The sequence below is a fragment of the Thalassolituus sp. LLYu03 genome (genome assembly GCF_050507655.1).
GTDB lineage: Bacteria > Pseudomonadota > Gammaproteobacteria > Pseudomonadales > Oceanobacteraceae > Venatoribacter.
The window spans coordinates 3936311-3963292 of the sequence record NZ_CP191496.1; the positions used below are offsets into that span (position 1 = coordinate 3936311).

Here is a 26982-nt window from a genome sequence, read left to right on the forward strand (position 1 = left end):
TCTTCTGCCTTGCCTTCAGCCCATGGCTGCCTGACGGGCCGGTAAGGATTCGCGCGCCACCGGCAGGAAATAATCAATTAATGGATTACGCGCACCGCCCCGGCGCCACGCCAGACCAATATCCAGCGTTTCGGAAATATCGAGAATCCGCCGGGCTTCTACCCGGTCGCCTTCCACCGACCAGGGGCGGTAGGTCATGTCCGGCATCAGCGCCAGACCCATACCGGCCGACACTAAGCTGCGCACCGCTTCCACCGAGGCGCTGCGCATGCTCACCTGTGGCCGCACGCCGGAACCGGCCCAGCAATGGCGGATACGCTCTTCCATTTCGTCGACGTTAAGCATGATCAGCGGCTGGTCGCTCAGCTCGTTCAGGCCGATGGAATCCAGCTCCAGTAATTCGTGTTCCGGTGGCAGCCACAGGCGGTAATGCGAGTAGGTGAGCACTTCGGTGTTGAGCGCGCTGCGGTATTCGAGGTTGGATAAAATCATCACGCCCACATCAATTTCACCGCTCACCAATAAATGTTCGATGTAATCGCGTTCGTCCTCGATCACGCGCAGTTTGACCTTGTGATAAATCTTCTGAAAACGCGCCAGTAAATCGGCCAGATAATAACCGGCCACCAGACTGGTCACGCCGATATTCAGCTCGCCTTCCACATCGTCGGTGCTCTGCTGTAGGCTGCGGCGGGCGTTATCCACCGACGCCAGAATTAAATGCGCCTGACGCAGAAACTGATGGCCCTGATGGGTTAATTCCATGCCCTTGGCGTGGCGGCTGAACAGCACGGCGCCTAAGGAATCTTCCAGCTGCTTGATCGCAGTGGTGAGGGTGGATTGCGAAATATGCACCGCCTGCGCGGCGGCCGACACCGAGCCGGTTTCGGCAATGGCGATGAAATAGCGGATCTGACGCAGGCTCAGCATCTGAGCTCCTTGTTTTTCTATACCCACTGGCTGACCGGCCGGCTGCCTCCTGTGCGGGAGGGCAATCGGGGCCAATTGGCATTGGCAAAAACGATTGTTGCCAATGTCCGTTCGCATAAATCAAAGGCTGTGACGTACGCCCCGTGTCGCCCGGCTGAGTGACTGCTCAGCAGGCCATCCGGCTGCAGGCCGCGCCAGTACAGGGCTGGTGGCGGGTTGCAGGCGTACGGGGCGACCCCGTGCCGGAATGGCCTAAGGGTATAACACAGGCGTCAGACGGCTACCTATCGTTTTTTCAGAACACTGGCATCTTTATTAACAATTGGCGATAGCTTTCCGCCAAACCATAGCCTGAAGCTGTCACTGAATTCCGGGAATCACAGGACGCCCGGCCGGGATGAACACAGGCATATGCCTTCGCAAATTTGAGGTCTGAGGAAAGCACCATGGCAAAACATACTTTGATGGTCAGCGCACTCGCAGGCGCTTTGCTGGCAACCACAGCTTCCAGTGCACTGGCGGTGGAGAAAATCGGTAAGGGCGAAGGACGGGTGGATATCGTTGCCTGGCCGGGTTACATCGAACGCGGTGAAACCGATAAAGCCTACGACTGGGTGACTCAGTTTGAAAAAAACACCGGCTGTTCGGTGAATGTGAAAACCGCGGCCACCTCGGATGAAATGGTCAGCCTGATGGCCAAAGGCGGCTACGACCTGGTGACCGCGTCCGGTGATGCGTCGCTGCGTCTGATTTACGGTAAGCGCGTACAGCCGGTGAATATCGGTCTGATCAAAGCCTGGGATACCGTTGACCCGCGTCTGCAGAACGCACCGTGGCACACCGTAGAAGGCAAGCATTACGGCGTGCCGTTCCAGTGGGGCCCGAACGTGCTGATGTACAGCACCGAAGCGTTTAAAACCGCCCCCGACAGCTGGAGCGCGGTGTTCGAAGAAACCACACTGGCCGATGGTAAATCCAACAAGGGTCGCGTACAGGCGTACGACGGCGCGATTTATCTGGCCGACGCGGCACTGTATTTAAAAGCGAAAAAGCCGGAGCTGGGCATTAACGACCCGTACGAGCTGAACGAAAAACAATACGCGGCGGTGCTCGATCTGGTGCGCAGCCAGCACGATTTAATTCACCGCTACTGGCACGACTACAACGTGCAGATGAGTGACTTCAAAAACGAAGGTGTGGTGGCGTCCAGCTCCTGGCCATTTATGGCCAACATGCTGCTGGCCGAAAACGCACCCATCGCCACAGCCTTTCCGAAAGAAGGCGTTACCGGCTGGGCCGACACCACCATGATGGCGGCGGATGCTCCGCACCCGAACTGCGCTTACGAATGGCTGAACTGGTCGATCACACCAAAACTGCAGGGCGATCTGGCGTCCTGGTTCGGTGCGGTACCGTCAGTACCGGCGGCCTGTAAAGGCAACGAACTGCTGGGTGACGGCGGTTGCAGCAGCAACGGCTACGACAACTTTGAGCAGGTGTATTTCTGGAAAACCCCGACCGCCAAGTGTGAAAGTCAGGGCACCTGTGTGTCGTATGCACGCTGGACCAAAGATTACATCGCCATTATGGGTGGTCGTTAATCGGAGCGGTTGTTAACGCGTATCCGTTGTTCATCAGGGCGGCCGTTAACCGGTCGCCACTGAAGTAAAGGATGTTCGGCCAGGGACGGCCATGATCAGAAAAAGAAGTGACCTATGACCTACGCCGTCGAATTCTGTGACCTCAGCCGTACCTTCGGTGAGGTAAAAGCCGTTGACCGGGTAACCCTGAACATTGCCGAGGGGGAATTTTTTTCCATGCTCGGTCCGTCCGGCTCCGGTAAAACCACCTGCCTGCGCCTGATCGCCGGCTTCGAGCAGCCGACGTCCGGCAGCATTATTATCCACGGTCAGGACGCCACCGGCCTGCCGCCGTATCAGCGCGATGTGAATACCGTGTTTCAGGATTACGCGCTGTTTCCGCACATGAATGTGCTCGACAACATTGCCTACGGCCTGATGGTAAAAGGCGTTGCCAAAAAAGAACGCTATGCCCGCGCCACCGAGGCGCTGGAAATGGTCGCACTCGGTGAATATGGCCAGCGTAAACCGGCACAATTATCCGGTGGTCAGCGTCAGCGTATTGCACTGGCGCGGGCGCTGGTGAACCGCCCGAAAGTGCTGCTGCTGGACGAGCCACTGGGCGCCCTCGATTTAAAACTGCGTGAGCAGATGCAGAGCGAACTGAAAAACCTGCAACGCTCGCTGGGTATTACCTTTATTTTCGTTACCCACGACCAGACCGAAGCGCTGTCGATGTCCGACCGCGTGGCGGTGTTCAATAAAGGCCGCATCGAGCAGATGGATTCGCCGCGCAATCTGTACAACCAACCGGCGACAGCCTTTGTCGCCGAATTTGTCGGCACCGCCAACGTACTGCGTGGCGCGCTGGCGCAGACACTCGGTGGCACAGCTGCGGGTTTTGCGTTACGTCCGGAATATATTTCCCTGAACAGCAAGGCGGATAATCAGGATATCCGCCTTAACGGCACCGTACGCGATGTGCAGTATCAGGGTGCCAATACCCGTTATGAAATTGTGCTCGACAGTGGCGATGTGCTGAACGCCAGTGAAGCCAATTCTCTGCTGGGTGGCACAGGCCCGGTGGCCGGTGACAGCGTCAGCGTCAGCTGGGCATCGTCGGCGCTGGTGGCATTACAAGACGTGCAGGGCGCGAACGGAGGTGTGTAAATGAGCACAATGTCTGCGCACACAATCGCCGCACGCACATCTTTGCTGAATCAGGCGGCGGATGCGCTGTACCGCCGGCCGACTCTGTATCTGCTGTTATTGCTGGTGCCGCCACTGCTGTGGTTTGGGTCTGTGTACATTGCCTCGCTGCTGAATTTATTGTGGAACGGCCTGTACACCTTTGATGATTTCACCATGACGGTGGATCACACCCTGACACTGAATAATTACGCGCAATTATTCGACCCGGCCAACGCCGACATTATTGTCCGTACCTTACTGATGGCGATCAGTGTGACCATTTTCAGCGCGTTAATTGCCTTTCCTGTGGCCTATTACATGGCGCGCTTCGCGACCGGGCGCACCAAGGCGTTTTTCTATATCGCGGTCATGCTGCCGATGTGGACCAGCTACATCGTTAAGGCCTATGCCTGGACCTTATTGCTGGCTAAAGAAGGCGTGAGTAACTGGTTTATTAATCTGCTCGGGCTTGATGGCGTACTGCAGTTTTTACTGAGTATTCCGGGCGTGGGCGGTAATACTTTATCAACGTCGAATCTCGGCCGCTTTCTGGTGTTCACCTACATCTGGCTGCCGTTCATGATTCTGCCGATTCAGGCCGCGCTGGAACGTCTGCCACCGTCGCTTCTGCAGGCATCGGCCGACCTCGGTGCGCATCCGTTTGCCACGTTCCGTCATGTGATTGTGCCGCTGGCCATTCCGGGTATTGCTGCCGGTTCTATTTTTACCTTCTCGCTGACGCTGGGTGATTACATCGTGCCGCAGCTGGTGGGCCCACCGGGATTATTCCTCGGCAGCATGGTGTATGTGCAGCAGGGGGCGATCGGCAATATGCCGATGGCGGCGGCATTTACTCTGGTGCCTGTGGTGTTGATCGCGGTTTATCTGAGTCTGGTAAAACGTCTGGGGGCTTTCGATGCACTCTGATCAGCAAGCATCTGTGTGGCTGAAAATAGCCGCCTGGGGTGGTCTGGTATTCCTGCACTTCCCGATTTTTATCATCCTGATGTACGCCTTTAATACCGAAGAGTCGGCGTTCAGTTTTCCGCCCAAAGGGTTCACCCTGCACTGGTTCAGTGTGGCCTTTGCCCGTGAAGACGTACTCGAGGCCATCGGCCTGTCGCTGCAGATCGCCTGCATTGCCACCGCTATTGCCATGGTGCTCGGCACACTGGCGGCTGCGGCACTGTACCGCCGTGATTTTTTCGGTAAGCAGAGCATTACCTTAATGATGATTCTGCCCATCGCACTGCCGGGCATTATTACCGGTCTGGCGTTATTAAGTGCCTTTAAATCCATTGGTCTGGAACCGGGCGTGCTCACCATAGTGATTGGTCATGCGACCTTCTGTGTGGTGATTGTGTTCAACAACGTGGTGGCGCGTTTCCGCCGCACCTCGCACAGCCTGATTGAAGCCTCGATGGATTTAGGGGCCGACGGCTGGCAGACCTTCCGCTATGTGATGCTGCCGAATTTATCGTCGGCTTTGCTGGCGGGCGGCATGCTGGCGTTTGCGCTTTCGTTCGACGAATTGATTGTGACCACCTTTACCGCAGGTCATGAACAACCTCTGCCGCTGTGGCTGCTGAATCAGCTGACACGGCCGCGGGATGTACCCGTCACCAACGTGGTGGCTCTGATGGTGATGCTGGTCACCATGATTCCGGTTTTGCTGGCCTACCTGATCACCCGCGGTGGTGATGACGTGGCCGGCAGTGGCAAATAACGAGAGGACATACGCATGCTGAACAAAATGCTGATTAACGGTGAACTGGTGTCTGGTGAAGGTGCAGCACTGGACGTATTCAATCCCTCGGCGGGCACTGTGTTATGCAGCATTGCCGAAGCCAGCGAAGCTCAGGTGAACGCCGCCATTGATGCCGCCGACGCAGCCTTCGACAGCTGGAGCCAGACCGCACCGAAAGACCGTGCGTTATTGCTGCTGAAACTGGCCGACAAAATTGAAGCCATGGGCGAAGAATTCGCCAAACTGGAAGCCGACAATACCGGTAAACCGTTCAGCGCCATGCTGGGCGACGAAATTCCGGCCATTGCCGATGTATACCGCTTTTTTGCCGGTGCCAGCCGTTGTTTAACCGGCTCTGCCGCGGCGGAATATATTCCGGGTTTTACCTCTATGATCCGTCGTGATCCTGTGGGTGTGGTGGCTTCTATTGCACCGTGGAATTACCCGTTAATGATGGTGGCGTGGAAGCTGGCACCGGCACTGGCTGCCGGTAATACCGTGGTGCTGAAACCATCGGAAATTACCCCGCTGACCGCGCTGAAACTGGGCGAAGTGTTAAAGGATATTTTCCCGGCGGGTGTGGTGAATATTGTCTTTGGTCGTGGTCTGGAAGTGGGTGTGCCGCTGACAACCAGCAACAAGGTGCGCATGGTGTCGCTGACCGGTTCTATTCCGACCGGCCAGAAAATTGTCGCCTCCGGTGTGAGCAATATGAAACGCACGCACATGGAGCTGGGTGGCAAAGCGCCGGTGCTGGTGTTTGACGATGCCAACCTCGACGAAGTGGTTGATGGTCTGCGCGCCTTCGGTTTTTACAACGCCGGTCAGGACTGCACCGCTGCCTGCCGTATTTATGCGCAGAAAGGCATCTATAAAGATCTGGTGAAAAAACTGAGCGAAGCGGTATCAACCATTAAAATAGGTACTCAGTACGAAGAAGGCACAGAAATGGGCCCGCTGGTGTCCAAAGCGCAGCAACAGAAAGTCGCCGAATTTGTTGAACGTGCCCGCGCCGTGCCGCACATCAGCGTCACCACCGGCGGTAAAATTCCGGCGGGTGATGGCTTCTTCTACGAGCCGACTGTGATTGCCGGTGCCAAACAGGACGACGAGATTGTACGCAAAGAAGTCTTCGGCCCTGTGGTGTCCATTACCGAATTTGATTCCGAAGAACAGGCGCTGGCCTGGGCCAACGATTCCGACTACGGTCTGGCGTCTTCGGTGTGGACCGCCGATACCGGTCGCGCCGCACGTTTAAGTGCACGCCTGCAATACGGCTGCACCTGGGTGAACACGCACTTTATGCTCACCAATGAAATGCCGCACGGTGGTATGAAAATGTCCGGCTATGGCAAAGATATGTCCATGTACGGTCTTGAAGATTACACCACGGTCCGTCACGTGATGATCAAGCACTGATGCGCGCACTGGGCGCACAGGAAGATTACACGCCAAACAGAGCCGTCACGTGATGATCAAGCACTGATTCCATTCTGGTGGTAACACCGCGATCTTGCGCCAGCCCAAGGGCTGGCTTTTTTCTCGTTCACACGCTCCGCGTGGAAATGTCATTGGTCAGCCGGCAAAACCGTTCTTGCTGAGCAGTGAGGAACGAACGTCAGTCGAAATATGAACGGTGCTTTAGGGCCTTCGGCCCCTGGTCTTGCAAGGAGAAGTATCTCCTTCCGATCCTCTCTTGCGGCGCTGCACCTTATCTCCGGTTTTTTTGTTATTTTCTGACGGCACGCGCACACACGACATCCCTGTCGTGATGTGCGCTTATCCGGCATCCATGCCGGAAGTCCTGGAAAATAACGGTAAAAACCGGCGGCGCAGCAAGCCGCGTAGAATTATCAGGGACGCAACAGCGGATTCAGAACAGTTCGTAGGGTGGGCATTACCCACCAGGTTGTCTGTGGTTTGTTGCCTTTGCACAGGAAAAAGCGTGCAAGCCACTGGCATGGCACAGGCACTGCTTCTCTGACGAAAGCCAACGAATGACGGACAACGTATGACAACAGCACTTTTTATTAACGGCGAATTTATTGCGCCGGTGCAGGGCAAGGCCATTGATGTAATTAACCCGGCCACTGAACAGGTCTTCGCGCAGATTGCCGCGGCAACCGCAGAGGATGTGGACAACGCCGTGCAGGCCGCGCGGGGGGCGTTCGATAACGGCCCCTGGGTGCGTATGACCGCCGCCGAGCGCGGTGCGGTGTTGCGCAACATTGCGCAATTAATCCGCGAACGGCTGGAAATGATTGCCACGCTGGAAGTGCAGGACAATGGCAAGCCATTACCGGAAGCGCGCTGGGACGTGGGCGATGCCGCCTTCTGCTTTGATTATTACGCTGACCTTGCCGAAGACATGGCCGCCCACTCCGAAGAAACCATCGACGTGGGCGATGACCGTTTCCGCTGCAAAGTGGTGCAGGACCCGGTCGGTGTGGTCGGTGCCATCGTGCCGTGGAATTACCCGCTGTTAATGGCGGTGTGGAAAGTCGCTCCGGCGCTGGCCGCCGGTTGCAGTATTGTGCTCAAGCCGTCTGAGCTGTGTTCGCTGTCGTGTGTGGAGCTGGCAAAAATCATTCAGCACGCTGGGGTGCCTGCTGGTGTCTTTAATTTAATTACCGGCTATGGCGCTGAGGCCGGAGCGCCACTGGCCGAACACCCGCTGGTCGATAAACTCGCCTTTACCGGCTCGGTGGCGACGGGCAGCCGTATTATGCAGGCTGCCGCCAAAGACATCCGCACTGTGAGTTTGGAACTCGGCGGAAAATCGCCGTTTATTGTGTTCGACGATGCCGACATCGAAAAAGCCGTTGAATGGATTATGTTCGGTATTTTCTGGAATCAGGGGCAGGTGTGCTCGGCGACCTCGCGCGTGCTGGTGCAGGAAAATCGGTACCCGGCATTGCTCGAACGCCTGTGCGCCGAAGCGCAGAAAATCACCATAGGCAATGGTATGCAAAGTGGCATTCTGCTCGGCCCGCTGGTGTCGGAAGGTCAGTATCAGAAAGTGCTGGGCTTTATTAATCAGGCCAGAGAACAGGGCATTCAACCGGCCAGCGGTGGCAAGCGCCCGGCGCATCTGACGACGGGCTATTTTCTGCAGCCGACCATTTTTGCCGACGTGCCGCTGGACTCGGCTGTGTGGAAAGAAGAAATCTTCGGCCCTGTGGTGTGTGTAAATCCGTTCGCGACAGAAGCCGATGCCATCCGCCTGGCCAACGCCAGCGAATTTGGTCTGGCCGCGGCCGTGATGTCACACGACCTTGAACGCTGCGACCGGGTTGCCAAAGCCCTGCGCGCCGGTATTGTCTGGGTTAACTGCTCGCAACCGACGTTCTCGCAGGCACCGTGGGGCGGCTATAAAAAATCCGGCATTGGTCGCGAGCTGGGACGCTGGGGACTTAATAATTATTTTGAAACCAAGCAGATCACGGCGTACGCCAGTGACGAGCCCTGGGGTTGGTATATTCAATAGCAACGGCCAAAAGACTCAACAGACCCGCTGCGGGCGCTGCTAACCGCAGTGCGTCAGCAGCACTTAACCTGCATCCGACAAGTCTTTCTGCTCGTCGTCTCTGGCCGGATCGTGCACTTCATAGCGGTTGCGGCCGTTATTTTTGGCTGCATACAGCGCTTTGTCGGCCTGTGCGACCAGCTCGTCCAGTGCCACGCTGGACGATGAAATACCGACGCTGACGGTCAGATAGCGTACGTCTGCCTGTTTGTGTTCGATATTCGCCTGCCGGAATTGCTCAATAATATGGCCCGCCACTTTGCTGGCACCAGCACTGGTGGTGTGCGGCAGAATGGCGACCAGTTCTTCGCCGCCGTAACGGGCGAGAAAATCCGTGCGGCGTGGCAGGCTGCTCTGAATCCGTTCCGCGACCTGACGCAATACATCGTCACCGGCCTGATGGCCGTAGGCGTCGTTAAATTGTTTAAAGAAATCGATATCAATCATCAGCACCGACAGCGGATACCGGCCACGGCGGGCGGAGTGCATTTCGTTTTGCAGGCGCTCTTCAAACGCGCGGCGGTTGGGAATGCGGGTCAGCGGGTCGAGGTAACTCAGTTCGGTTAATTGTTTATTTAAAATGCCGAGCTGAATCTGCGCCAGCTTCTGGCTGGTGATGTCGAGATGCGTGCCTATCATGCGCAGCGGCTTGCCGTCAGCATCCCACTCCACCGTCTGGCCCGAGTCGTAGACCCAGATCCAGCGACCGTCTTTGTGCTTCATGCGCGATTCAAAGATGTAGCAGTTGCTGTCGCCGGCCCAGTGTTTTTTCAGCGCCTTTTCCGACAGTTTCAGATCCTCGGGGTGCGCGTAGGTGAGCCAGGTATCAATGCTTACCGGCTGCAATTCATCGAGGGTGTAACCAATGATGTTGGCCCAGCGTTCGTTGAACACCGTCTCGCCCGTCTGAACGTTCCACTCCCAGATGCCCACGCCGGTATTGTTCACGACCTGATGCAGATGGTGACTGTCGCGTTCGTAGTTGTGAATCAGATCCATCAGAACTTTAACCTCGGATTTCAATACCTGAATTTCGAGTTCCGGAGTCATGGTTCGGTCGGTCATGCGCAAGTGTCCGTGGTGCTTTACGGAGACTTTCAGTCTAGATGCTGAGTTTTGGGTTGTACTAGTGTTGAGCGCACTGAGTAACGAAAGACAGATATCCGGTAACAGTCACCGCCGCAGCGGCCTGCGCGAAAGACAGGTTTGTACTTACGTGGGGGTAAAAGTCTGATCAGGCAGGTTTGGCTGTGTGCAGAACCATAGGCTGAAAACCGATGCCGTCCTTATGGCCGGCGTCGCCATCACAGACAAACCCCAGCGCCTGATACACGGACACGGCGAACAGCGATGAGCGCAGGGTGAACGGGGTAACGGCGGGCGTCTGCTGTTGCAGCTGCTGCCACAGGGCGCGGGCGATCCCCCGACCATGCTGGTCTTCGCGCACAAACAGGTGATACAGGTGCGCCGGTTGTTTCAGGGTGATGTAGCCGAGTAAATCGCCGTTCTGCCCTGCGGCGACCAGCGTCCGGTAGTCTGCACTTTGCAGGCGCGCGCTGAAGGCGTCGGGCGTGAGGGTATCGGCAAACCAGAACGGCAATGTCTGAGTGCTATCGGTCAGATAAAAATGCGCCAGCGAACGCACCAGCTCAGACAAGGCGGGAACGTCAGACAAGACAGCGGGGCGCAGTTGCATGGGCATTCCTTACGCGCAGAACAGGCGGCTTTAAACCATCAGAGGGTGAAAATCCAGAGAATCACCAGCAGTACGACACTCAGCACGACGCCGAGCAGCTGATATAAAACAAAGGCGCCGATATCGAAGCCTGGCTTTTTGGGTGCAGCGTCTGCGTCCGTATCCGTGCGCTCTGTGGCGGGCGCCGACGCTTTGGATACGGCGATAAAAAACGAGACGATCAATGCCAGCCAGAACACCGGCAGCACCGCCGGCAGATCGCCGAAATTCGACGCCAGTGCCACGCCGGGGCAGAGCAGAAGAAGGAATACGAAAAGTGTTTTCATCGGATGCCGTCCCGGCCTGAGCGCTCAACTGCGCCGCCTCAGTATGCCCGAGGTGTGGCATCCGTTAAAAGACGGCGGCATCTGTTAAACGATGGGCGGCATCCGATGAAAGACGGCGGCATCCGTTAAACGATGGGCGGCATCCGTTAAACGATCGGGTTGGCCCTCAGTGAATAAACACCAGCAGAATCATCAGCGGGCAGATGAATTTCACGTACCAGGGCCAGATTTTCCAGAACAGGGAGGTTTCCAGTTCCGGGAAGCCCTGTTTCAGTTCGTTCAGCAGACGGTCGCGTTTCAGCACCCACATCAGCAGCAGCGCGTACAGCATGCCCAGCAGGGGTTGGGCGTACACTGTGGTGGCGGTAATCACCAGTCCGAACAGGGCTTCGAAATTCAGCACCACGGTGGCCGACACCAGAGTAATTAAACCGCCGGCCAGCCAGCTCATTTTGCGGCGCGGTTGCTGAAATTGTTCGCAGGCCATGTTCACGGGAGATTCCAGCATGGAAATCGTGGACGTAATGGCGGCAATGGTCAGCAGGGCAAAAAAGCCGATGGCCAGAAACGGCCCGGCGCTGCCCATGGTGTCGAACATGGCCGGCAGTACGGTAAACACCAGGGTATCCGACGACAGCAGGCTGCCGTCAGCGGCGTAAATGGTGACGCCATTCTGCTGGGCGACAAACATGGCCGGAATAATCAGCAGGCCGGCGATAAAGGCCACTAAGGTATCCAGACCGGCGACCATAGCCGCCGTGGCGGGCAGATTTTCCTGCTTCGCCAGATAACTGCCGTACACCATCATGCCGGTCACTCCCAGCGACAGCGAAAAGAACGCCTGCCCCATGGCATTAACGAACAGGTCCGGTGAAATCTGCTGAAAATCCGGTTGCAGGTACATGCGCAGGCCGGTCATGGCGCCGGGCTGATTCAGGATATAAACGGCCAGCACCACCAGTAACACCAGCAGGGTTGGCATCAGACGTTTGGACCAGCGCTCAATGCCGCTGCTGACGCCGTCGCGCACCACTAGAATGGTGAGCAGCATAATCACCAGCATCATGGCCAGATTGCGTGAACTGGAAAATCCGGTGAACCAGCCCGCCAGCTCCTCAAGGCCCAGCAACTGACACACGGGCGCCAGCATATAAGCGACCAGCCAGCCGGCGACGATGGCGTAAAAACTCAGAATCAACGACAACGCACACACACCCAGTGCACCGCCGACGGTGGCAATGCGGCGCGTCTGCGGGCCGCTGGCCAGATTGCGCAGGGCGCTGATCGGGTTCTGCTGCGACAGACGGCCAATGGTCAGCTCGGCGACCAGCATGGGGTAGGCCAGCACAAACACCATGGCCAGATAAATCAGCAGAAATGCACCGCCGCCATTCTGCGCGGCCTGTGTCGGAAAACCCCAGATATTACCCAGGCCGATGGCCGATCCGGCCGCTGCCAGAATAAAGCCCGAGCGGGAAGAAAAACGGCCACGCGCCGGGGCGTTGGTTACAGAGCTGGCATCTGCCATCGGAAGTCACTCCTGAGTCGTTCGTGGTCACCGGCGGCCATACGCCACAGGTGCAGACGGCAGGCTGTCACAGGACATCCGCACCTTATGGGCGCGGCGCTGCCGGTCATCAAAGAATAGCCGTCTGCGCATCGGACGCAGCGACTGCAAAAGCGGCGGATTATAACGGAAGCGCGGCGGCGGGTGGGCGGAGGTTCGTTGTTGCGGCGGGTCTGGCCGGGCGTTGTGGGATTATTGGCAGGATAAAAAACGCATGTACCGGACTGACTCTTACCGGGCTGACTCTTACCGTAATGACTCTTACAGGAATAGCCCGGCCGGCACGTTTGGATGCCAGCGGGGTGCTACTAGGGGTATTACGAGGGGTATTACGAGGGATATTGAGATGAGTATTAAGGCGAGCGTTCCGAAAAGAACGCTCTGCGCTTAACGCGTCACCAGCAATAAAATACCGGCGGCGGAAATACCCAGCCCCAGCATTTCCGGCAGACCCAGTGCAAAGGCCTGCCACCAGACAAACAAACCACTGGCGATGGCCAGCGTGGCGATGCTCTGCTGACGTTTCAGCGCGCGGCTTTCGGCCAGTTCTTCGCGCAGGGCGATGATTTCTTTGTGCAGTGCCTGCTGGGTGTCGTCGAGGTGGTTCAGGCGGGTTAAGGCGCCGTGCACCAGACCCGGAATTTGCGGGGCTTTTTCAATCCAGCCTGGCAGCTGACGCTTTAATTCTTTAAACGCGGCTTTGGGGCCAAAACGTTCGCGCATCCAGCGTTCCAGGAAGGGTTTGGCGGTGCTCCACAAATCGAGTTGCGGATACAGCTGACGACCCAGACCTTCGATATTGAGCAGGGTTTTCTGCAGCAGCACCAGTTGTGGCTGCACTTCCATATTAAAGCGGCGCGCGGTGCTGAATAACTGAATCAGCACCTGACCAAAGGAAATTTCGGCCAGCGGTTTTTCGAAAATGGGTTCGAGCACGGCGCGGATGGCGGCGGCTAATTCGTGCACTTTGGTGCTGGCCGGAACCCAGCCGGAATCAACGTGCAGCTGCGCGACCTGATGATAATCCTGATTAAAGAAGGCGAGCATGTTCATCGCCAGATAGGTCTGATCTTCTTCGGTCAGGGTGCCGACAATGCCGCAGTCGATGGCGATGTATTGCGGACGTTGCGGGTGTTCGCGTGAAACGAAAATATTGCCCGGGTGCATGTCAGCGTGGAAAAAACTGTCGCGGAAAACCTGGGTGAAAAAGATTTCCACGCCACGCTCGGCCAGCAGTTTCATATTGGTGTTCTGCGCGTGCAGGGCGTCGATATCGGCCACCGGAATACCGTAAATGCGTTCGCTCACCATGACTTTGGAGCGCGTGTATTCCCAGTACACTTCCGGCATATACAGCAGCTCGGAGTCTTTGAAATTACGGCGCAACTGGGTGGCGTTGGAGGCTTCGACACTTAAATTCAGTTCGCCGTAAATGGTGTGGCGGTAATCTTCGACCACCTCAAGCGGCTTCAGGCGGCGGCCGTCGGCGGAGTATTTCACCAGCAGGCGTGCCATGGTTTCCAGCAGCTGCAGGTCGCGCTCGATCACGTTCTCGATGCCCGGACGTACGACTTTAACCACCACTTCTTTGCCGGCACTGCCATCGCTGTTGAACAGACGCGCGGCGTGTACCTGAGCAATGGAGGCCGACGCCAGCGGCTCGACCGAAAATTCGGCGAATAATTCGGCGATGCGTTTGCCCAGCTGTTCTTCGATTAAGGCAATGGCCTTGTTGCTGGCAAACGGCGGAACGTCGTCCTGCAGGCGTTTTAATTCTTTAACAATATCGGCCGGAATCAGGTCGGGGCGGGTCGACAGAATCTGTCCGAATTTAATAAAGATCGGACCCAGTGCTTCCAGCGCCAGACGCAGACGTTCGCCACGGCCCATGCGTGATGGCACCGGGTTCAGACGCCACGGCGCCAGCCACAGCAGAATGCGCAGGCCGAGTGGTAATTGTTCCACCGGCAGCAGGCTGTCGAGACGGTAACGGGTAAAGACGAACAGGATTTTCCAGAGACGCCAGAGGTTTGCCACGGGCCGTTATTCCTTGGACTGAGCAGAGGCCTCGATGAGGCGGTCGATGCGGGCGGACAGACGGTCGGTGGCCAGCTTCAGGTCGTCCACGTCATCGGCGAACTGCTGAATCAGCGGCTTCGGGGTCACCAGCTGGGCTTCGTCTTCCAGATAATCTTTTACCGCGGTTTGGTAGGTGCTGCCGGTGCTTTTGCCCCAGCTGAGCAGGCCACGCAGGCCTTTGCCGATCTGATGCGCCAGCAGGCCACCGGTGGCCGGTGCGATCACGGCTTCCCAGTCGATATCCAGCGTCTGCGCCACGCGGGTGAGGGCGATGGCAAATTCGCTGTCGCCGTCCATATCAATGGCGGAGTTGATCAGGGTATTGGCTTTGTCGTCAGCCCCGGCGAGGGCCAGAAAGTCGCGCACACTGCCGCTTAAGGTGGCGTCGGCCACGGCTTCGTTGCTGAAGCTGAGGCCAATGCCGGTATCGAGTATGCGCACATACAGCGGGCTGATGCCGTCGATGTTAAGGCCGAGCAGGCGGCCCTGATGACGGCTGAGGGCGGTCAGTGCCGGCGGGTCGTAGCGCAGCACATGATTAACGGCGGCCTCCACCGGCACGCACAGAGCCTGCAGCACTTCGGTCGGCAGCCTGAGCATCTTACGGTTTGATTCCGCGGTGCAGGGCAACCACGCCGCTGGTCATGTTGTGGTAGCTGCAACGGACCAGACCGGCTTCTTCCATCATGCCCTTCAGGGTTTCCTGATCCGGGTGCATGCGGATGGATTCGGCGAGGTACTTGTACGACTCAGAATCGTTGGTCACCAGCTTGCCCATGAATGGCAGTGCGGTGAACGAGTACAGGTCGTAGGCCTTGCTCATCAGCGGGTTGGTCGGTTTGGAGAATTCCAGCACCAGCAGACGGCCGCCCGGCTTCAGCACGCGCGCCATGGAACGCAGGGCCGCGTCTTTGTCGGTCACGTTACGCAGACCGAAAGCAATGGTGATGACGTCGAAGGTGTTGTCTTCAAACGGCAGACACTCGGCGTTGGCCTGAACGTATTCAATGTTGCCCACGTAACCCTGGTCGGTCAGACGGTCACGGCCGACGTTGAGCATGGACGAGTTGATGTCGGCCAGCACCACTTTGCCGGTCGGGCCGACAATTTTGGAGAACTTGCGGGTCAGGTCGCCGGTACCGCCGGCCAGATCCAGCACTTTGTTGCCCGGGCGCACGCCGCTCATGTCGATGGTGAAACGCTTCCACAGACGGTGCACGCCGAACGACATCAGGTCGTTCATCAGGTCGTACTTAGCCGCCACGGAGTGGAACACGTCGGCAACCATGGCCTGTTTTTCTTCGGTTGCTACTGTTTTGTAGCCAAAGTGGGTGGTTTTTTCACCGGACATGCGACCGTTACTCCCGCGTCTCACCTGAAATAGGGCGGCCATTTTAGCCCCGTGACGGGTGAATGTCTTGCGCTGTGTCGGGTGGCCGGACATCCCTGACCAGTTGGTAAGAACTGACGCCATTTGCAAATGACGCTCACCCGCGGCGGCGGCTACACTGGAGGCATACTCAGCAAAGGAGCCATGCTGTGAGTCCGAAGATCAAAACAGCGCTGTTGCCGTTGTTACTGACAGCGGTTGCGGCCAGCGCCGGAGAGCGCCTGACCATTGCCGTACCGGAAGACACCTACCCACCGTACGTGATTCACGACAACGACGGCGAAGCCGCCCGTGGCCGCCTGATCGACCCGCTGCGTCGTGCGCTGGATGAACTGGACATCGAACTGGTGCTGGAAGAACTGCCGATTCTGCGCTCGCGCCCTATGCTCGAAGCCGGTCAGCTTGATGGCCGCATGGAATCGTCCTACTGGGCGCCGGATGCCGGGCGCTATTTATGGCTGGATGTCGGTGTCTGGCTCGAAGACGTACTCTTGTACCGCAACGACCTGACCTACGAGCCGCTGAGTCTGGCGGCGCTTAAAGGCAGTGAAGTGATCGCTCACCTCGGCTACCGTTACCCGACCTTAGACCCGCTGTTCAGCTCGGGCTTTCTGACCCGCATCGACCGCATCGACGAAGCCTCCATGATCGACAGCCTGCTGCACGCGCCGGAAGACAGTCAGCGCCTGATGGTGATAGAGCGCGGGGTGTGGGACTGGTATCTGCCGAACACCGACATCCCCAAGCACCTGAGCATCCGCGAAGGTGCGATAACCGTGGGCTGCGCCCCCCTGCAGATTCAGCTGGCCGACACCGAGCGGCTGCGCGCACTGCAGCCAAAAATTCAGGCCGTGATCGACCGTCAGCTGGCCGGGCATGTGAACAACGGCTGCCATGAGCGCCTGAGTGCACAACACAACAGCGACTGACTGGCGCTGCACCCACTGACAGGCAGAAACGCACCCTGATCCATCCGCCGGTTTGGGCTATTCTGCCCGCTCATTCACCTGCGGAGATTTTTCATGCTGGCTTTCAATAAATTCGCCACCCTCATGTTCTGGCTGGCGGTTGCTCTGGCGTACGTTTTCAACTGGCAGCAGGAAGCGGGCTGGTTCCGCGAAGCGGGTCTGGTGATCGGCGCCATTCATTTGCTGGAAGTGCTGTATTTCTTTATCGCCTTCCGTGACAAAAGCCAGGACGTGATGAAAGACGCTGGCCTGATTCTGGTGTTCGGTATTTTCCACCTGCGCCGTTTCGTCAGCGAAAAAACCGCCTGATTGATCCGCTGGTGCAGGGGGTTTTGTCCTGTCTCCCCGCCCCAGCGACCACAGACACCGGCTCTGTCGCCATTTTCACCCCGGTTAGTCCCGCTCATACAGTTCAACGCCAACTGCAACCCCACCTATGGCATCGGGTAAACCGACCTCCTGCAAAAACGTGCGTACACGCTCCGCGACCAGCGGGTCACGCAGCAGACGCCGGTGCCCCAGTGCCGCCGGAGTCCAGATTTCCGCCTGTGGCAGAAAACGGCGGATGCGCTGCATGGCACTTACCGGAATTTCCACATCATTATCGGCATGAATTAACAGCGTAGGGCGTTGGTCGGTGGCCAGTAAACGGCCGGTATCCAGCTCTGCTGCCGCGACGCCGACTTCCGTTTCTACGCCGCTGATAAAGGCTTTTGCGGCTTTGTCCGGCAGACCAATAAATTGCGCAAACCCCTGCAATACCTCAAGCAACGACGCCGGTGCCGCCAGCAGTACGTAGCGCTCCGCCGTTGTTCCCATACCACGGGCGATGGCCAGTGCAGCACCCCCCATGGAATGTCCGACGGCGCCGGTAAAAGGGCCGAAGGCAATATCGGCTTCGCAGATGGCGCGGGCAAATTCCACCGGATTCGAACGCTCGCCACCGGACTGACCGTGCAGCGGCGCATCCAGCGCGAACACATCAAATCCCTGCCGCGCCAGTGTATCGGCGAGTGTCATCATGTGCGTTGCCCGGCTTTCCCAGCCGTGTACCAGCAGAATGCGTTGCGCGCGGCCGTAATCGGCCCGTGGGTGCCAGCGCAACGCACTTAATGCCTGTTGCGGGCCGAAGGTGATGCGTTCTGCACTTTGTTCGGCGGCATTTTCCCAGTCTTTGGCGGGCAGGCGGCGCGGTGATAAAAAACGCCGGATAAAAGGCCGGGCGGTGGCCTGTGGAAAAAGGGTACCTCTGATGCGGTTGCGTACGCGCAGTAGGGTGATCGGATTCATAGCATGACCTCTCAGAAAGAATATTCGCAGCCCAGCACGAGGCGGCTGGCGTCAGAGAACTGGCCGAAGGGTCCGGCCCGGTTACCAAAGAAATGATCAGCACCGCCCCACAACGACCACTGGTCGTTTACCTGCCAGGTGATCTGTGCGCGGTTCTGACCATCGTTATAATCGCGGTTCAGCAAGGTGAAAAAACGTAATTCCAGCGTGTCGTTCAGCAGGTTATGTTTCAGCATCAGGGTATGGCGGATATTGTTGCGGGCACGGATGACCGCCGGGTCGTAGGTGTTGATATGGCTCAGATAAAACTGATAGCTGAGCAGGGTGTTGCTTATGCCTTGATAATCCAACCCGGTAACCTGCTGCCACTCCGGACTCTGCTGAATACCATCGTGGGTTAAATCGTTGCGCAGAAAAAAAGAGCGGCTTATATGTGCGGCTTCAAAGCGTAATACCCAGCTGCCAAAGGCGTTGCTGCCGCTGACACCCAGCAGCTGCGCACGACGGTACTGCGCCTGCACGTTGATGCTGGTGGGCTGGTTGTTGTTGATATTTAAGCGGCGAACAATCACCGCATTATCGTGGTAAAAGGAAAAATAGCTGGCACTCAGATCCCAGCCGTTAATAAAAGCCGACCAGCGCAGTGCCACTTCCGGATTGTTCTGTGCCGGGCGTTTAACCGGCTGAACGTTGATCGGCAGAGGGAGCGGCAACGGTGACTGTCCGCTTTGTGGCGCCAGCTCCGGGCTGGTAATGGCGAACGGACTGTCGGCGTTGGCCTGTTCGTTAAAGGTCAGGTCGGGAATCAGCAGCAACTGCAAAGACTGATCGTTATTCAGCGTCAGCTGCGCGTTCAGCATCCACAGCGGTATGCGGTAGTCTTCCGCATCGGGTAAATTAAATTCGCGTAAATCTTGCGGATTAATAATATCCAGTACGCGGAAACCATCGGCCTGCCCCCAGGCAACCTGTTGCTTACCACTGCGCAACGACCATTGCTGACCCAGCACATTCACATCGGAATCGGCATAGGCTTCGGCAAGTTCCGCCCGTGCGGCTGCGTGCCACCACAGCGGGCCGTTCAGGTTAATGTCACCACGCGGATAGGAAGCCGGCCGTTGCTCTGCGCCTTGCCCGGCACCGCTCACATAGCCCTGCACGTCGCCCGCCGGTTCCAGTGCCAGTCGCGGAATCAAGGTAAAACGGGTGGTACCGGCCTGCGTCTGCCATTGCGGCTGATAGGTTAAACGCGATTTCTGCAGCCGTTGTTCACCATCGCTGAGGGCAATATCCCAGCGCAGTTGCTGCGTTAATTCCGCATGAACCTGCCCGCAAAGCATCAGTAATGGCAGCGCAACCGTGGTTATCGGGCGGCGCATTTACAGCCCCCGGCGCAGGCTTTGCTGCGTGAACAGATTGTCGTTCAGCGTATTGCGGTAATCCACTCCGGAAAAAACGAACAGCGACTGATGCCCGGAAATATGGTTTTTGCACAATAAACGGTGACGCGTCCAGATGCCGTCTACCATACGGATGTCGCTGATTTCGGTGGTTTTCAGCGCTACACCTTTCGGGTCGCGGTAGTCGCTTTTAATCACCAGCCAGTTGTCCGGATTAATGGTAAAAATAACCTCGCCGTAGCCTAATTCCTGAGCAATTTCTGTGCTTTTTGGTTCTGCGCGCAGCCGTAAATAAAAGCCGTCATCCGGCAGGCGGCTGAGGGTGTAATCGTGCAGGCTGATGCGGCCATTCTGCTTGATATCTTCATAGGTAAAGTCGGTACCCATAAAGTAGTCGCCGCGGTCGGAAGCCGAAATGCGCCGTGCTTTGCGCACCGCTGGCAGATACAGCCACTGGTCGTCTTCCTGCTCCATTGCTTCATAATCGAAGGTTAAAAATCCGGTACCTTTGACATTGGCCGGCGCATTAAAAAAGAACAGGGTCTTTTTATCGTCACCGTAATATTTACGGAAGGTCTGGGTGGTCCGTTGCCGCTCTTTGCCGCGGTTATCGGTCAGCGTCATCTGCAACAGGCTGCTGGCTTGCTGGCCTTCGTCCACAGCGTTCACTTTCTGCGCAATGGTCAGCGCGTCCAGCGTATTCCGTTCGTCAGCCTGCACCGGTGCATGATGCAGTAGTGTAAGCAGGGCAATGCTGACCGGCAGTGCAATCTGCAGTAAAGCGCTGTTGGCGGATACAGAGGGAATGGCTTGTTCATCGCCGAAAATAAAGGCCGGGCGCAGGCGTTTGACCAGCGCCGGCAGTAAGGTCAGCGAGGCAATAAAGCTCATACTGACCGACAGCACGACGATGGTGCCGAAGTTGGTCAGCGGTACGACTTTGGATGTGATCAACACACCGAAGCCAAAGGCAATGGCCAGATAATTAAACAGCAAGGCGCGGCCAGTGGAGCGGAATAATGCCTGGTATAACTCATCATCGCGCAGACCATCGGCAACCAGTGCCTTTAACCGCTCCAGGGTGTGAATCGCAAAGTCGATGCCCAGGCCAATCGCAACCGAGGCAAACATGGAGGTACCGATACCAAGGTCAATATGCAGCAGCGCCATGGCGGCATACACGGTCAGAATCGAGAATACCACCGGCAATGCCGCCAGTACGCCGGCGGAAAACGAGCGGAATAACAGCGCCGATACCAGCATCACGCACAACAGCGAAATCCCGACACTGACCGCATGGCTGCGGCCGAGCTCTTTAATCCAATGATAATTCACGTGCACCCGGCCGCTCAGGTTGGCACTGGCCGCGGCGGAATTAAAGTGGGTATCTATGTAATTCTGCAGCGCTTCGATAACGGGGCGGGTTTCGCTGTACGCGGCGTTATCCAGATTCAGGCGGATATTCGCCAGGCGGTAGTCGTAGTCAATTTCTTCGTCAAAGTCGTCCGGGTCACCACTGCTGGAGTAGAGCAGAAAATACTGGGCAACGGCTTCTGCGTTGGCGGGTAGCACATAGGCGTCGGCACGGTCTTCATTCAGTGATTTATTCATCTGCTTCAGATAATCCACCACCGACACTGAGCCATTTACGTGCGGCAGTGTCTCGGCGTAGCGTTGCAGATCTTCAATGGCCTGCAGCACCTGCGGCACGAAAATGCCTTCCTTTTCCGGCGTTCTGACAATGATGTTCAGTGTGTTGGTTCCGTCCAGGTGTTCATTCACCACTTTATCGGCCTGAGAAATTGGTTCATCCGGATGGAAGGTATTAATGCGGTTTTCATCCACTTTAATCTGGGTGGTTAGTAGCGCACCGGCCAGCGCAATCACCGCAAATACGGTAATCGTCAGTGGTGGGCGTTGTAACGCGAGATTGCCGGTCTTCTGCATCAGTGTGGCGAACAGATCGTGACGGCTGCTCTGCTCCAGCGCGATCCAGCGCTTGCTTACTCTGGGTTTCAGTAATGTCAGAAAGGCCGGTAATACGAACAGTGAGTAGTACCAGGCGACTACCACGCCCAGGCTGGTGAACAGGCCGAAATATTCAAACGGCGGCATGTAAGACGAGGCATAAAGACCGAGAAATCCGGCTACTGTCGTGAGGCTGGTGAGCGTCACCGGGCGCGCCATCACGCGCACCGATTCCTCTGCACACTGGCGCAGTGTCCATTGCGGATGGCTGGCCTGCAGCTCGTAATAGTGACTGAAAATATGAATGGAATCGGCTACCGCCATGCCAATTAAAATCACCGGCATGGCATTGGTAATCACGAAAAATGGCACGCCGGCATAGCTCATAATTCCCAGCGTCATCAGCACCGACGCCGCAATAATAAGATTGCCAAGCAGCGCCGGCGCCAGACGGCGGAAGGCGATAATCAGCATTACGGTGATGATCAGTCCGGCCAGTGGATTGAGGCGGCTGGCATCATGGTCAATGTACTGACCAAGAAAACCCAGCACGGCACCTTCACCGGCAACATAGAGTGTTACACCCGCGGGCAGCGCCGTATTGTTAACGATGCCGGCCACGGCGTTGTAGGTCTGTTCAGCCTGATCATCGTGGTACATCTCCAGCGCAATGATGGTCATCTGACCATCGTCCGACACCAGCATGCCGTGATACAGCGGGAATTGTTCTATGGCGCGGCGTACATCCGCCGGTGTACCGCTGTTCAGCAGATCGTAGAAAGGCGCAACATCCAGCCCGTCGGCAGAACCGACAATATTATTTTCGCTGGCCAGACTCAGTGTGAGTGCCGCGTTCACGGTGGGCAGCTGATTTAATTCATCGGTCAGCTGTTTTACCAGCGTCAGCGTTGGCAGACGGTAGATGCCCTCCGCCGAGGGATCGTATACCGCGACGATCAGCGGGTCGCTCAGACCGAATACTTCCTGTACGCGGTTTTTGTACACCAGCGCCGGGTTGTCCTGCTCCAGAAAGGCATCGGCACGGGTATCTTTGTGCAGCAGTTTCAGGCCGCTGGCACAGGCAAACATCAGTAACAACCCGCTGATAATAACCAGCCACGGGCGGCGTATTCCAAGAAAGATCCAGTTGTTCATCGCACATCCTCAATGCAGTTTGCATGTATGTGCATTCATATATACATGTATCTGCATCTAATGTGCAAAATTTTTTTAGTTGCGCAGAGCCAGAATGCCGTCGGCGACGTTCAGCAGTTGCTGCGTCAGCTCTGGTCCAAGGTGACTGGCGATGGCTTGCTGGGCTTTATCCCAGCGCACTTTTGCCTGCTTAAACAACGACTTGCCTTCTTCTGTCAGGGAGACAAGGGTGACGCGCCCATCTTCCGGGCTGGGGTTGGTCTGAACATAACCGCTGCGGATCAGCGGCTGCAGATTGCGGGTGAGGGTGGTCTGCTGCAGTACCAGTGCCTGCTGCAGTTCTTTCTGGGAAGTCTGCTTCATATACGACAACGCACGCAGCAGCGAAAACTGAGCGATGGTAATACCGAGATCACGTAACGCTTCGTCGTAATAACTGGTCAGTACACGGTCGGCCTGACGCAATTTCAGGTTGTAGCAGGGAAGGATGGTCATAGCAGAACCCCGTTGGCAGACCTCCGCATCATAGCTTGCAGAGTACCGATTTCACAGGCAGGGAGATAACTTGCGATAAAGAAAAAGGCCGGCGGAGAAGGAGTTTCCGCCGGCAAGCCCCATTAAATGCCCTGATTCAGAGAGCTGGGAAGTTCGGAGATCCGTGGAACTTCGGACCTCCGGGGAGAGCACCATAGGTGCGACATCGTGCGTAGCTTCACTTCACTAACGGTAGAAAGATCAGAAGGCGTAGTTCACACCCAGCTTGCCATAGGTCAGAGCGTTCTCATCGCCACGGCTGGCACCGGCGGTTTCACCGAATTCCATCTGTGACAGTTGCAGACGGGTCGACAGGCCCGGAACACTTGGCACCTTGTATTGCAGGTCGATGGCCAGCTCATAACCACCGTCGAAATCCGTGCCGCTGGCGGCCTGACCTTCATCACTCTGTGACCACATAGCGTAAGACGCCTGCGCCATCAGACCTTCAACGCCCAGACCGTGCGCGGCTGACACGACCGTGGTACCCAGACCGGCATACAGATCACAGTCGATGGTGGTGTTGTTGTAGCTGCGGAACTGCGGCACGTGGCCCAGTGTGCCCGGGAAGTTGGCATCGTCACCCACCTGAGTGTGGGCCAGTTGCAGCGTCACGCCGCCCACTTTGGCTTTACCCTGTACGCCCCACACATTGGTGCCTTCGGTGTTGGAGTCTTCATCGAAATCAGAGGTCAGGTATTTCGCCGATACGGTGTAATCACCCAGGTTGTAATCGAAACCGGCAAAGGTAGTGACGTAAGGACCTTTGCTGCCAACGGCAACCGGGCCGTCGCCGATGGTTTCGTCGTTGTCGTTGGACAGCCACTGCAGTTCAACGGTCAGGCCATCCACGGATTTGTTGGTCAGGTACAGCGACATCACCGGATTATCGTAGTGTTTGTCGTTGCTGGTGGCGGCGTCTGCCGAGGCGCCGAAACGGGTATTCCAGCTGTTAACGGCAATCGCGCTGATGCTGGTGCCCGGCAGATCCTGGTTATTAATCACCACGGCGTCGAACGAATCCTGCATTGGCCAGGCACCGCTGTTCATCAGCAGTGGGCTTACAATTTTCTGACGGCCGAGGCGGATATTGGTTTTGGTCGACGCCGGGTCAAAGGCGTAATTCATATAACCCTGCACCATGTCGGTCGCATGGATGGTGTTACGGGTATCGTCTTCACCGTCACCACCGCCGAACGCACGGCCGGTATCTTTGTCCTGCAGACCCCAGTCCCAGCTGGTCTGGAAACCAACACCAAAGCTCAGACCTTTATAGGCCGCGGTGGCGTAATCAATGCGCAGTGCTGTGTTGCCTGTGCTGTTGTTGTTCACGGCGCCGGCTTCGGCCCAGGCGTCGGTGTGTGAACTCTGGGTAATGGCGTTGCGCAGTTCGCCGGAAATTTTGCCGCCCTGCAGGGCTTCGCGGAAGGAATCCGCCTGAGCGTTGACGGCCATAACGGCAGCAGACAGCGCAATTAAGGCGTGTGGCATTATTTTCATTGTTCTCTCCTGTTGGATCAGTCTTCCGCCGGTTAAAGCGGCATTAAGTACATCTTATTTTTGTATTACCTGAGACAACCTGTGGTGCATAAAACGGCACGGACGGAATGAAGGTGAATGCGTTATTCACGCGATATCCGGCCCGTGCGGTTTATGCAACCGTCATCCAATCTGACCATTTCACCTTACCTGCCGCTGTTCGCTTTGTGATATCCAATTCCTGCTTTCACTATTGGTTTTTAAGCAGGCGGTTTATCAGAATTGAATAGCGGTTAAGGTGTTTTAAAAACAATTATGAAAGCGGGTTAATACTCGCTAATACCATTAAAGCCAGAGCGATAAATACATTGGCGAATGCAATGGCAATGTAAAACCGGCATGGCGCTTCATTGCGGATATTCAGTTAATCGCCAAAAACAATGCCATCCATCAGCTTGCGCGCGGTGCGCAGAATCGATGCACTGGCCACGGAGCCATCGTCGTTCATGCTCAGCACCACCGTCATTTCACCGGTCGGGTGTTCGACGCTGAGCCTGAGTTCTTTACCCTCGCTGAGTACCGCCATCTGCTGCGCCGGTGAGCCCGGCAACAGGCAGGCGCTGGCCACGCTGACCGCACCCAATACCCCGATTGAGGCGTGACAGCGGTGTGGAATAAAGGTGCGGGTAGCGATGGCGCCGCCGTTCATGGCCGGACTGATCAGGGTCATTTTCGGCACCGATTTATAGGTGACGTCGCCCAGATTCATCAGCGGACCAGCCTTTAAACGAATGGCTTCCAGACGGGCTTTTAATTTCTCGTCGCTGTCCAGTTGTTCACGGCTTTCCTGTCCGCTGACTCCCAGATCCTGAGCGCGCACAATCACCACCGGCATGCCGTTGTCGATGCAGGTGACTTCGGTGCCTTCGATGATGTCGGTGCTGTTGCCGGTGGGCAGCAGGCTGCCGCAACTGGAGCCTGCGGTATCGGTAAAATTGATCAGCACCGGGCTTGCACTGCCGGGTACGCCGTCAATTTTTGCATCGCCCGCGTACTGCACAACGCCGTTGGGCGTGTGCACACGGGAAATGGCGATCTGACCGGTATTTTCGGTGTAAATGCGTACTTCAGTGGTTTCCTTTTGGGCAGCCACTAAACCGCGCTCAATGGCAAAAGGCGCGACTCCGGCAAGGATATTGCCGCAGGTTTGTGCATCGGTCACGATCGCCTGATCGACAAATACCTGCAAAAACAGATAGTCGACGTCGATGCCATTTCGTCCGGATTTTTTCACAATCGCGACTTTGGAGGTCAGCGGGTCAGCGCCGCCCATGCCGTCGATTTGTCGTGGGTCCGGTGACCCCATCATGCGCAACAGAAAACGGTCGCGCGCCTGAATATCGCCGGGCAGATCCTGCGCCAGAAAATAAGCGCCTTTCGATGTGCCCCCGCGCATCCACATGCAGGGTGCAGCATCAGACATATCGGAGCCCTTTTTCTTCCAGACGTGGACGCATGTTGTAAATATCCAGCCCCAGTTCACCATTGGCCAGACGCACGCGTTTTTCTTCTTCGCGGGCCTCGCGGGCCAGCGCTTCATTCAATACTGCTTCGGCTTCTTCGCGGCGAACCACCACCACGCCATCGTCGTCGGCAATAATGATGTCGCCCGGATTCACCAGTGCATCGGCACACACCAGCGGAATATTCACCGAGCCCAGGGTTTCCTTAATGGTGCCCTGGGCGAACACGTGTTTTGACCACACCGGGAAATTCATCTGGCGCAGAATGCGCGTATCACGTACGCCGCCATCAATGATCAGGCCGACCACGCCGCGCGCCTGCGCCGAGGTGGCCAGCAGGTCGCCAAAAAAGCCGTGATTCGACGGCGAGGTGGGGGCGAACACCAGAATGTCGCCGGCCTGACACTGTTCAATGGCCACGTGCATCATCCAGTTATCACCGGCGGCACCGGAAATGGTGATGGCGGAACCGGCAACGCTGACGTCCTGCTGAATCGGTTTCAGGTGCTCGGCCAGCAGGCCGCGGCGTCCCTGCGCTTCGTGAATGGTGGCCACACCGAGTTTGGCCAGCCCGTCAATGATGTGCTGTGCGGCACGTTCAATGTGTTGCACCACGACATTCTGTTGCATACA

General features: G+C 56.9%; 23 protein-coding genes. 8 read left to right on the forward strand and 15 right to left on the reverse strand.

The genetic code is table 11. From position 1 onward, the window contains the following. Positions 1–15 precede the first annotated feature (15 nt). The gene (locus tag ACQUQU_RS17585) at positions 16–930 is read right to left on the reverse strand and encodes a LysR family transcriptional regulator (protein ID WP_430461016.1); all 915 of its coding nucleotides are present in this window, start codon (positions 928–930) and stop codon (positions 16–18) included. Positions 931–1376: 446 nt separating this feature from the next. Between ACQUQU_RS17585 and ACQUQU_RS17590 the strand changes: the two genes are divergently transcribed. The 6 genes from ACQUQU_RS17590 to ACQUQU_RS17615 all read left to right on the forward strand — a co-directional run bounded on the left by ACQUQU_RS17590 (position 1377) and on the right by ACQUQU_RS17615 (position 8935). Next, positions 1377–2531, forward strand: coding sequence for an ABC transporter substrate-binding protein (locus ACQUQU_RS17590; RefSeq protein ID WP_430461017.1), 1155 nt, complete (start codon positions 1377–1379; stop codon positions 2529–2531). A 114-nt stretch (positions 2532–2645) separates the two neighbouring features. Next, on the forward strand, positions 2646–3680 hold the full coding sequence (locus tag ACQUQU_RS17595) for an ABC transporter ATP-binding protein (RefSeq protein WP_430461018.1): 1035 nt from the start codon (positions 2646–2648) through the stop codon (positions 3678–3680). Continuing rightward, positions 3681–4628, forward strand: a complete 948-nt coding sequence (locus ACQUQU_RS17600) for an ABC transporter permease (RefSeq protein ID WP_430461019.1) — start codon at positions 3681–3683, stop codon at positions 4626–4628. A gap of 13 nt (positions 4629–4641) precedes the next feature. Further along, complete coding sequence (locus ACQUQU_RS17605) at positions 4642–5427, forward strand: ABC transporter permease (protein ID WP_430461020.1); 786 nt, start codon at positions 4642–4644, stop codon at positions 5425–5427. Positions 5428–5442: 15 nt separating this feature from the next. Next, complete coding sequence (locus ACQUQU_RS17610) at positions 5443–6867, forward strand: gamma-aminobutyraldehyde dehydrogenase (RefSeq protein WP_430461021.1); 1425 nt, start codon at positions 5443–5445, stop codon at positions 6865–6867. Positions 6868–7459: 592 nt separating this feature from the next. Beyond that, positions 7460–8935, forward strand: coding sequence for an aldehyde dehydrogenase family protein (locus ACQUQU_RS17615; RefSeq protein ID WP_430461022.1), 1476 nt, complete (start codon positions 7460–7462; stop codon positions 8933–8935). Positions 8936–8998: 63 nt separating this feature from the next. Here ACQUQU_RS17615 and ACQUQU_RS17620 read toward each other — a convergent pair whose 3' ends face one another. The 7 genes from ACQUQU_RS17620 to ubiE form a co-directional block, all read right to left on the reverse strand. Next, positions 8999–10039, reverse strand: a complete 1041-nt coding sequence (locus ACQUQU_RS17620; protein WP_430461023.1) for a sensor domain-containing diguanylate cyclase — start codon at positions 10037–10039, stop codon at positions 8999–9001. 169 nt (positions 10040–10208) lie between these two features. Then, positions 10209–10670 (reverse strand): GNAT family N-acetyltransferase, encoded by a 462-nt coding sequence (locus ACQUQU_RS17625; RefSeq protein ID WP_430461024.1) that lies wholly within the window; start codon positions 10668–10670, stop codon positions 10209–10211. A gap of 38 nt (positions 10671–10708) precedes the next feature. Further along, complete coding sequence (locus ACQUQU_RS17630; protein ID WP_430461025.1) at positions 10709–10996, reverse strand: hypothetical protein; 288 nt, start codon at positions 10994–10996, stop codon at positions 10709–10711. A gap of 166 nt (positions 10997–11162) precedes the next feature. Beyond that, the gene (locus ACQUQU_RS17635; protein WP_430461026.1) at positions 11163–12524 is read right to left on the reverse strand and encodes a sodium-dependent transporter; all 1362 of its coding nucleotides are present in this window, start codon (positions 12522–12524) and stop codon (positions 11163–11165) included. 426 nt (positions 12525–12950) lie between these two features. Further along, positions 12951–14600, reverse strand: a complete 1650-nt coding sequence (gene ubiB / locus ACQUQU_RS17640) for a ubiquinone biosynthesis regulatory protein kinase UbiB (RefSeq protein ID WP_430461027.1) — start codon at positions 14598–14600, stop codon at positions 12951–12953. A 6-nt stretch (positions 14601–14606) separates the two neighbouring features. Beyond that, positions 14607–15242 carry a ubiquinone biosynthesis accessory factor UbiJ gene (locus ACQUQU_RS17645; protein ID WP_430461028.1) on the reverse strand — a complete coding sequence of 212 codons (636 nt, stop codon included), beginning with the start codon at positions 15240–15242 and terminating at the stop codon, positions 14607–14609. A gap of 1 nt (position 15243) precedes the next feature. Next, on the reverse strand, positions 15244–15993 hold the full coding sequence (gene ubiE, locus ACQUQU_RS17650) for a bifunctional demethylmenaquinone methyltransferase/2-methoxy-6-polyprenyl-1,4-benzoquinol methylase UbiE (RefSeq protein WP_430461029.1): 750 nt from the start codon (positions 15991–15993) through the stop codon (positions 15244–15246). A gap of 188 nt (positions 15994–16181) precedes the next feature. Here ubiE and ACQUQU_RS17655 point away from each other — a divergent pair, with 188 nt between their 5' ends. Together ACQUQU_RS17655 and ACQUQU_RS17660 are read left to right on the forward strand one after the other, a co-directional pair. Further along, entirely contained in the window at positions 16182–16961 is a 780-nt protein-coding gene (locus ACQUQU_RS17655; RefSeq protein ID WP_430461030.1) for a hypothetical protein, read from the forward strand. 93 nt (positions 16962–17054) lie between these two features. Then, on the forward strand, positions 17055–17309 hold the full coding sequence (locus ACQUQU_RS17660; RefSeq protein WP_430461031.1) for a DUF1145 domain-containing protein: 255 nt from the start codon (positions 17055–17057) through the stop codon (positions 17307–17309). Between the two features lie 84 nt (positions 17310–17393). Here ACQUQU_RS17660 and ACQUQU_RS17665 read toward each other — a convergent pair whose 3' ends face one another. From ACQUQU_RS17665 to ACQUQU_RS17695, 7 genes are all read right to left on the reverse strand, one after another. Then, positions 17394–18290 carry an alpha/beta fold hydrolase gene (locus tag ACQUQU_RS17665; protein ID WP_430461032.1) on the reverse strand — a complete coding sequence of 299 codons (897 nt, stop codon included), beginning with the start codon at positions 18288–18290 and terminating at the stop codon, positions 17394–17396. Positions 18291–18301: 11 nt separating this feature from the next. Next, positions 18302–19669, reverse strand: coding sequence for a DUF1302 family protein (locus ACQUQU_RS17670; RefSeq protein ID WP_430461033.1), 1368 nt, complete (start codon positions 19667–19669; stop codon positions 18302–18304). Further along, positions 19670–22813, reverse strand: a complete 3144-nt coding sequence (locus ACQUQU_RS17675; protein ID WP_430461034.1) for an outer membrane lipoprotein-sorting protein — start codon at positions 22811–22813, stop codon at positions 19670–19672. Between the two features lie 75 nt (positions 22814–22888). Continuing rightward, the gene (locus tag ACQUQU_RS17680) at positions 22889–23308 is read right to left on the reverse strand and encodes a MarR family winged helix-turn-helix transcriptional regulator (protein ID WP_430461035.1); all 420 of its coding nucleotides are present in this window, start codon (positions 23306–23308) and stop codon (positions 22889–22891) included. Positions 23309–23548: 240 nt separating this feature from the next. Continuing rightward, positions 23549–24847 carry a hypothetical protein gene (locus ACQUQU_RS17685; protein ID WP_430461036.1) on the reverse strand — a complete coding sequence of 433 codons (1299 nt, stop codon included), beginning with the start codon at positions 24845–24847 and terminating at the stop codon, positions 23549–23551. Positions 24848–25250: 403 nt separating this feature from the next. Beyond that, positions 25251–26309 (reverse strand): 4-oxalomesaconate tautomerase, encoded by a 1059-nt coding sequence (locus ACQUQU_RS17690; protein WP_430461037.1) that lies wholly within the window; start codon positions 26307–26309, stop codon positions 25251–25253. After that, positions 26302–26979, reverse strand: coding sequence for a 4-carboxy-4-hydroxy-2-oxoadipate aldolase/oxaloacetate decarboxylase (locus ACQUQU_RS17695; protein WP_430461038.1), 678 nt, complete (start codon positions 26977–26979; stop codon positions 26302–26304). The genes ACQUQU_RS17690 and ACQUQU_RS17695 overlap by 8 nt, the downstream gene beginning before the upstream one ends. Positions 26980–26982: the final 3 nt, after the last annotated feature.

Excerpts from the sequence above, each read along its gene's own strand:
- ACQUQU_RS17585 (WP_430461016.1), bottom strand. The coding sequence starts at position 930 with ATGCTGAGCCTGCGTCAGATCCGCTATTTCATCGCCATTGCCGAAACC.
- ACQUQU_RS17590 (WP_430461017.1), top strand. The coding sequence starts at position 1,377 with ATGGCAAAACATACTTTGATGGTCAGCGCACTCGCAGGCGCTTTGCTG.
- ACQUQU_RS17595 (WP_430461018.1), top strand. The coding sequence starts at position 2,646 with ATGACCTACGCCGTCGAATTCTGTGACCTCAGCCGTACCTTCGGTGAG.
- ACQUQU_RS17600 (WP_430461019.1), top strand. The coding sequence starts at position 3,681 with ATGAGCACAATGTCTGCGCACACAATCGCCGCACGCACATCTTTGCTG.
- ACQUQU_RS17610 (WP_430461021.1), top strand. The coding sequence starts at position 5,443 with ATGCTGAACAAAATGCTGATTAACGGTGAACTGGTGTCTGGTGAAGGT.
- ACQUQU_RS17615 (WP_430461022.1), top strand. The coding sequence starts at position 7,460 with ATGACAACAGCACTTTTTATTAACGGCGAATTTATTGCGCCGGTGCAG.
- ACQUQU_RS17620 (WP_430461023.1), bottom strand. The coding sequence starts at position 10,039 with ATGACCGACCGAACCATGACTCCGGAACTCGAAATTCAGGTATTGAAA.
- ACQUQU_RS17625 (WP_430461024.1), bottom strand. The coding sequence starts at position 10,670 with ATGCAACTGCGCCCCGCTGTCTTGTCTGACGTTCCCGCCTTGTCTGAG.
- ACQUQU_RS17630 (WP_430461025.1), bottom strand. The coding sequence starts at position 10,996 with ATGAAAACACTTTTCGTATTCCTTCTTCTGCTCTGCCCCGGCGTGGCA.
- ACQUQU_RS17635 (WP_430461026.1), bottom strand. The coding sequence starts at position 12,524 with ATGGCAGATGCCAGCTCTGTAACCAACGCCCCGGCGCGTGGCCGTTTT.
- ACQUQU_RS17645 (WP_430461028.1), bottom strand. The coding sequence starts at position 15,242 with ATGCTCAGGCTGCCGACCGAAGTGCTGCAGGCTCTGTGCGTGCCGGTG.
- ubiE (WP_430461029.1), bottom strand. The coding sequence starts at position 15,993 with ATGTCCGGTGAAAAAACCACCCACTTTGGCTACAAAACAGTAGCAACC.
- ACQUQU_RS17660 (WP_430461031.1), top strand. The coding sequence starts at position 17,055 with ATGCTGGCTTTCAATAAATTCGCCACCCTCATGTTCTGGCTGGCGGTT.
- ACQUQU_RS17665 (WP_430461032.1), bottom strand. The coding sequence starts at position 18,290 with ATGAATCCGATCACCCTACTGCGCGTACGCAACCGCATCAGAGGTACC.
- ACQUQU_RS17670 (WP_430461033.1), bottom strand. The coding sequence starts at position 19,669 with ATGCGCCGCCCGATAACCACGGTTGCGCTGCCATTACTGATGCTTTGC.
- ACQUQU_RS17675 (WP_430461034.1), bottom strand. The coding sequence starts at position 22,813 with ATGAACAACTGGATCTTTCTTGGAATACGCCGCCCGTGGCTGGTTATT.
- ACQUQU_RS17680 (WP_430461035.1), bottom strand. The coding sequence starts at position 23,308 with ATGACCATCCTTCCCTGCTACAACCTGAAATTGCGTCAGGCCGACCGT.
- ACQUQU_RS17685 (WP_430461036.1), bottom strand. The coding sequence starts at position 24,847 with ATGAAAATAATGCCACACGCCTTAATTGCGCTGTCTGCTGCCGTTATG.
- ACQUQU_RS17690 (WP_430461037.1), bottom strand. The coding sequence starts at position 26,309 with ATGTCTGATGCTGCACCCTGCATGTGGATGCGCGGGGGCACATCGAAA.
- ACQUQU_RS17695 (WP_430461038.1), bottom strand. The coding sequence starts at position 26,979 with ATGCAACAGAATGTCGTGGTGCAACACATTGAACGTGCCGCACAGCAC.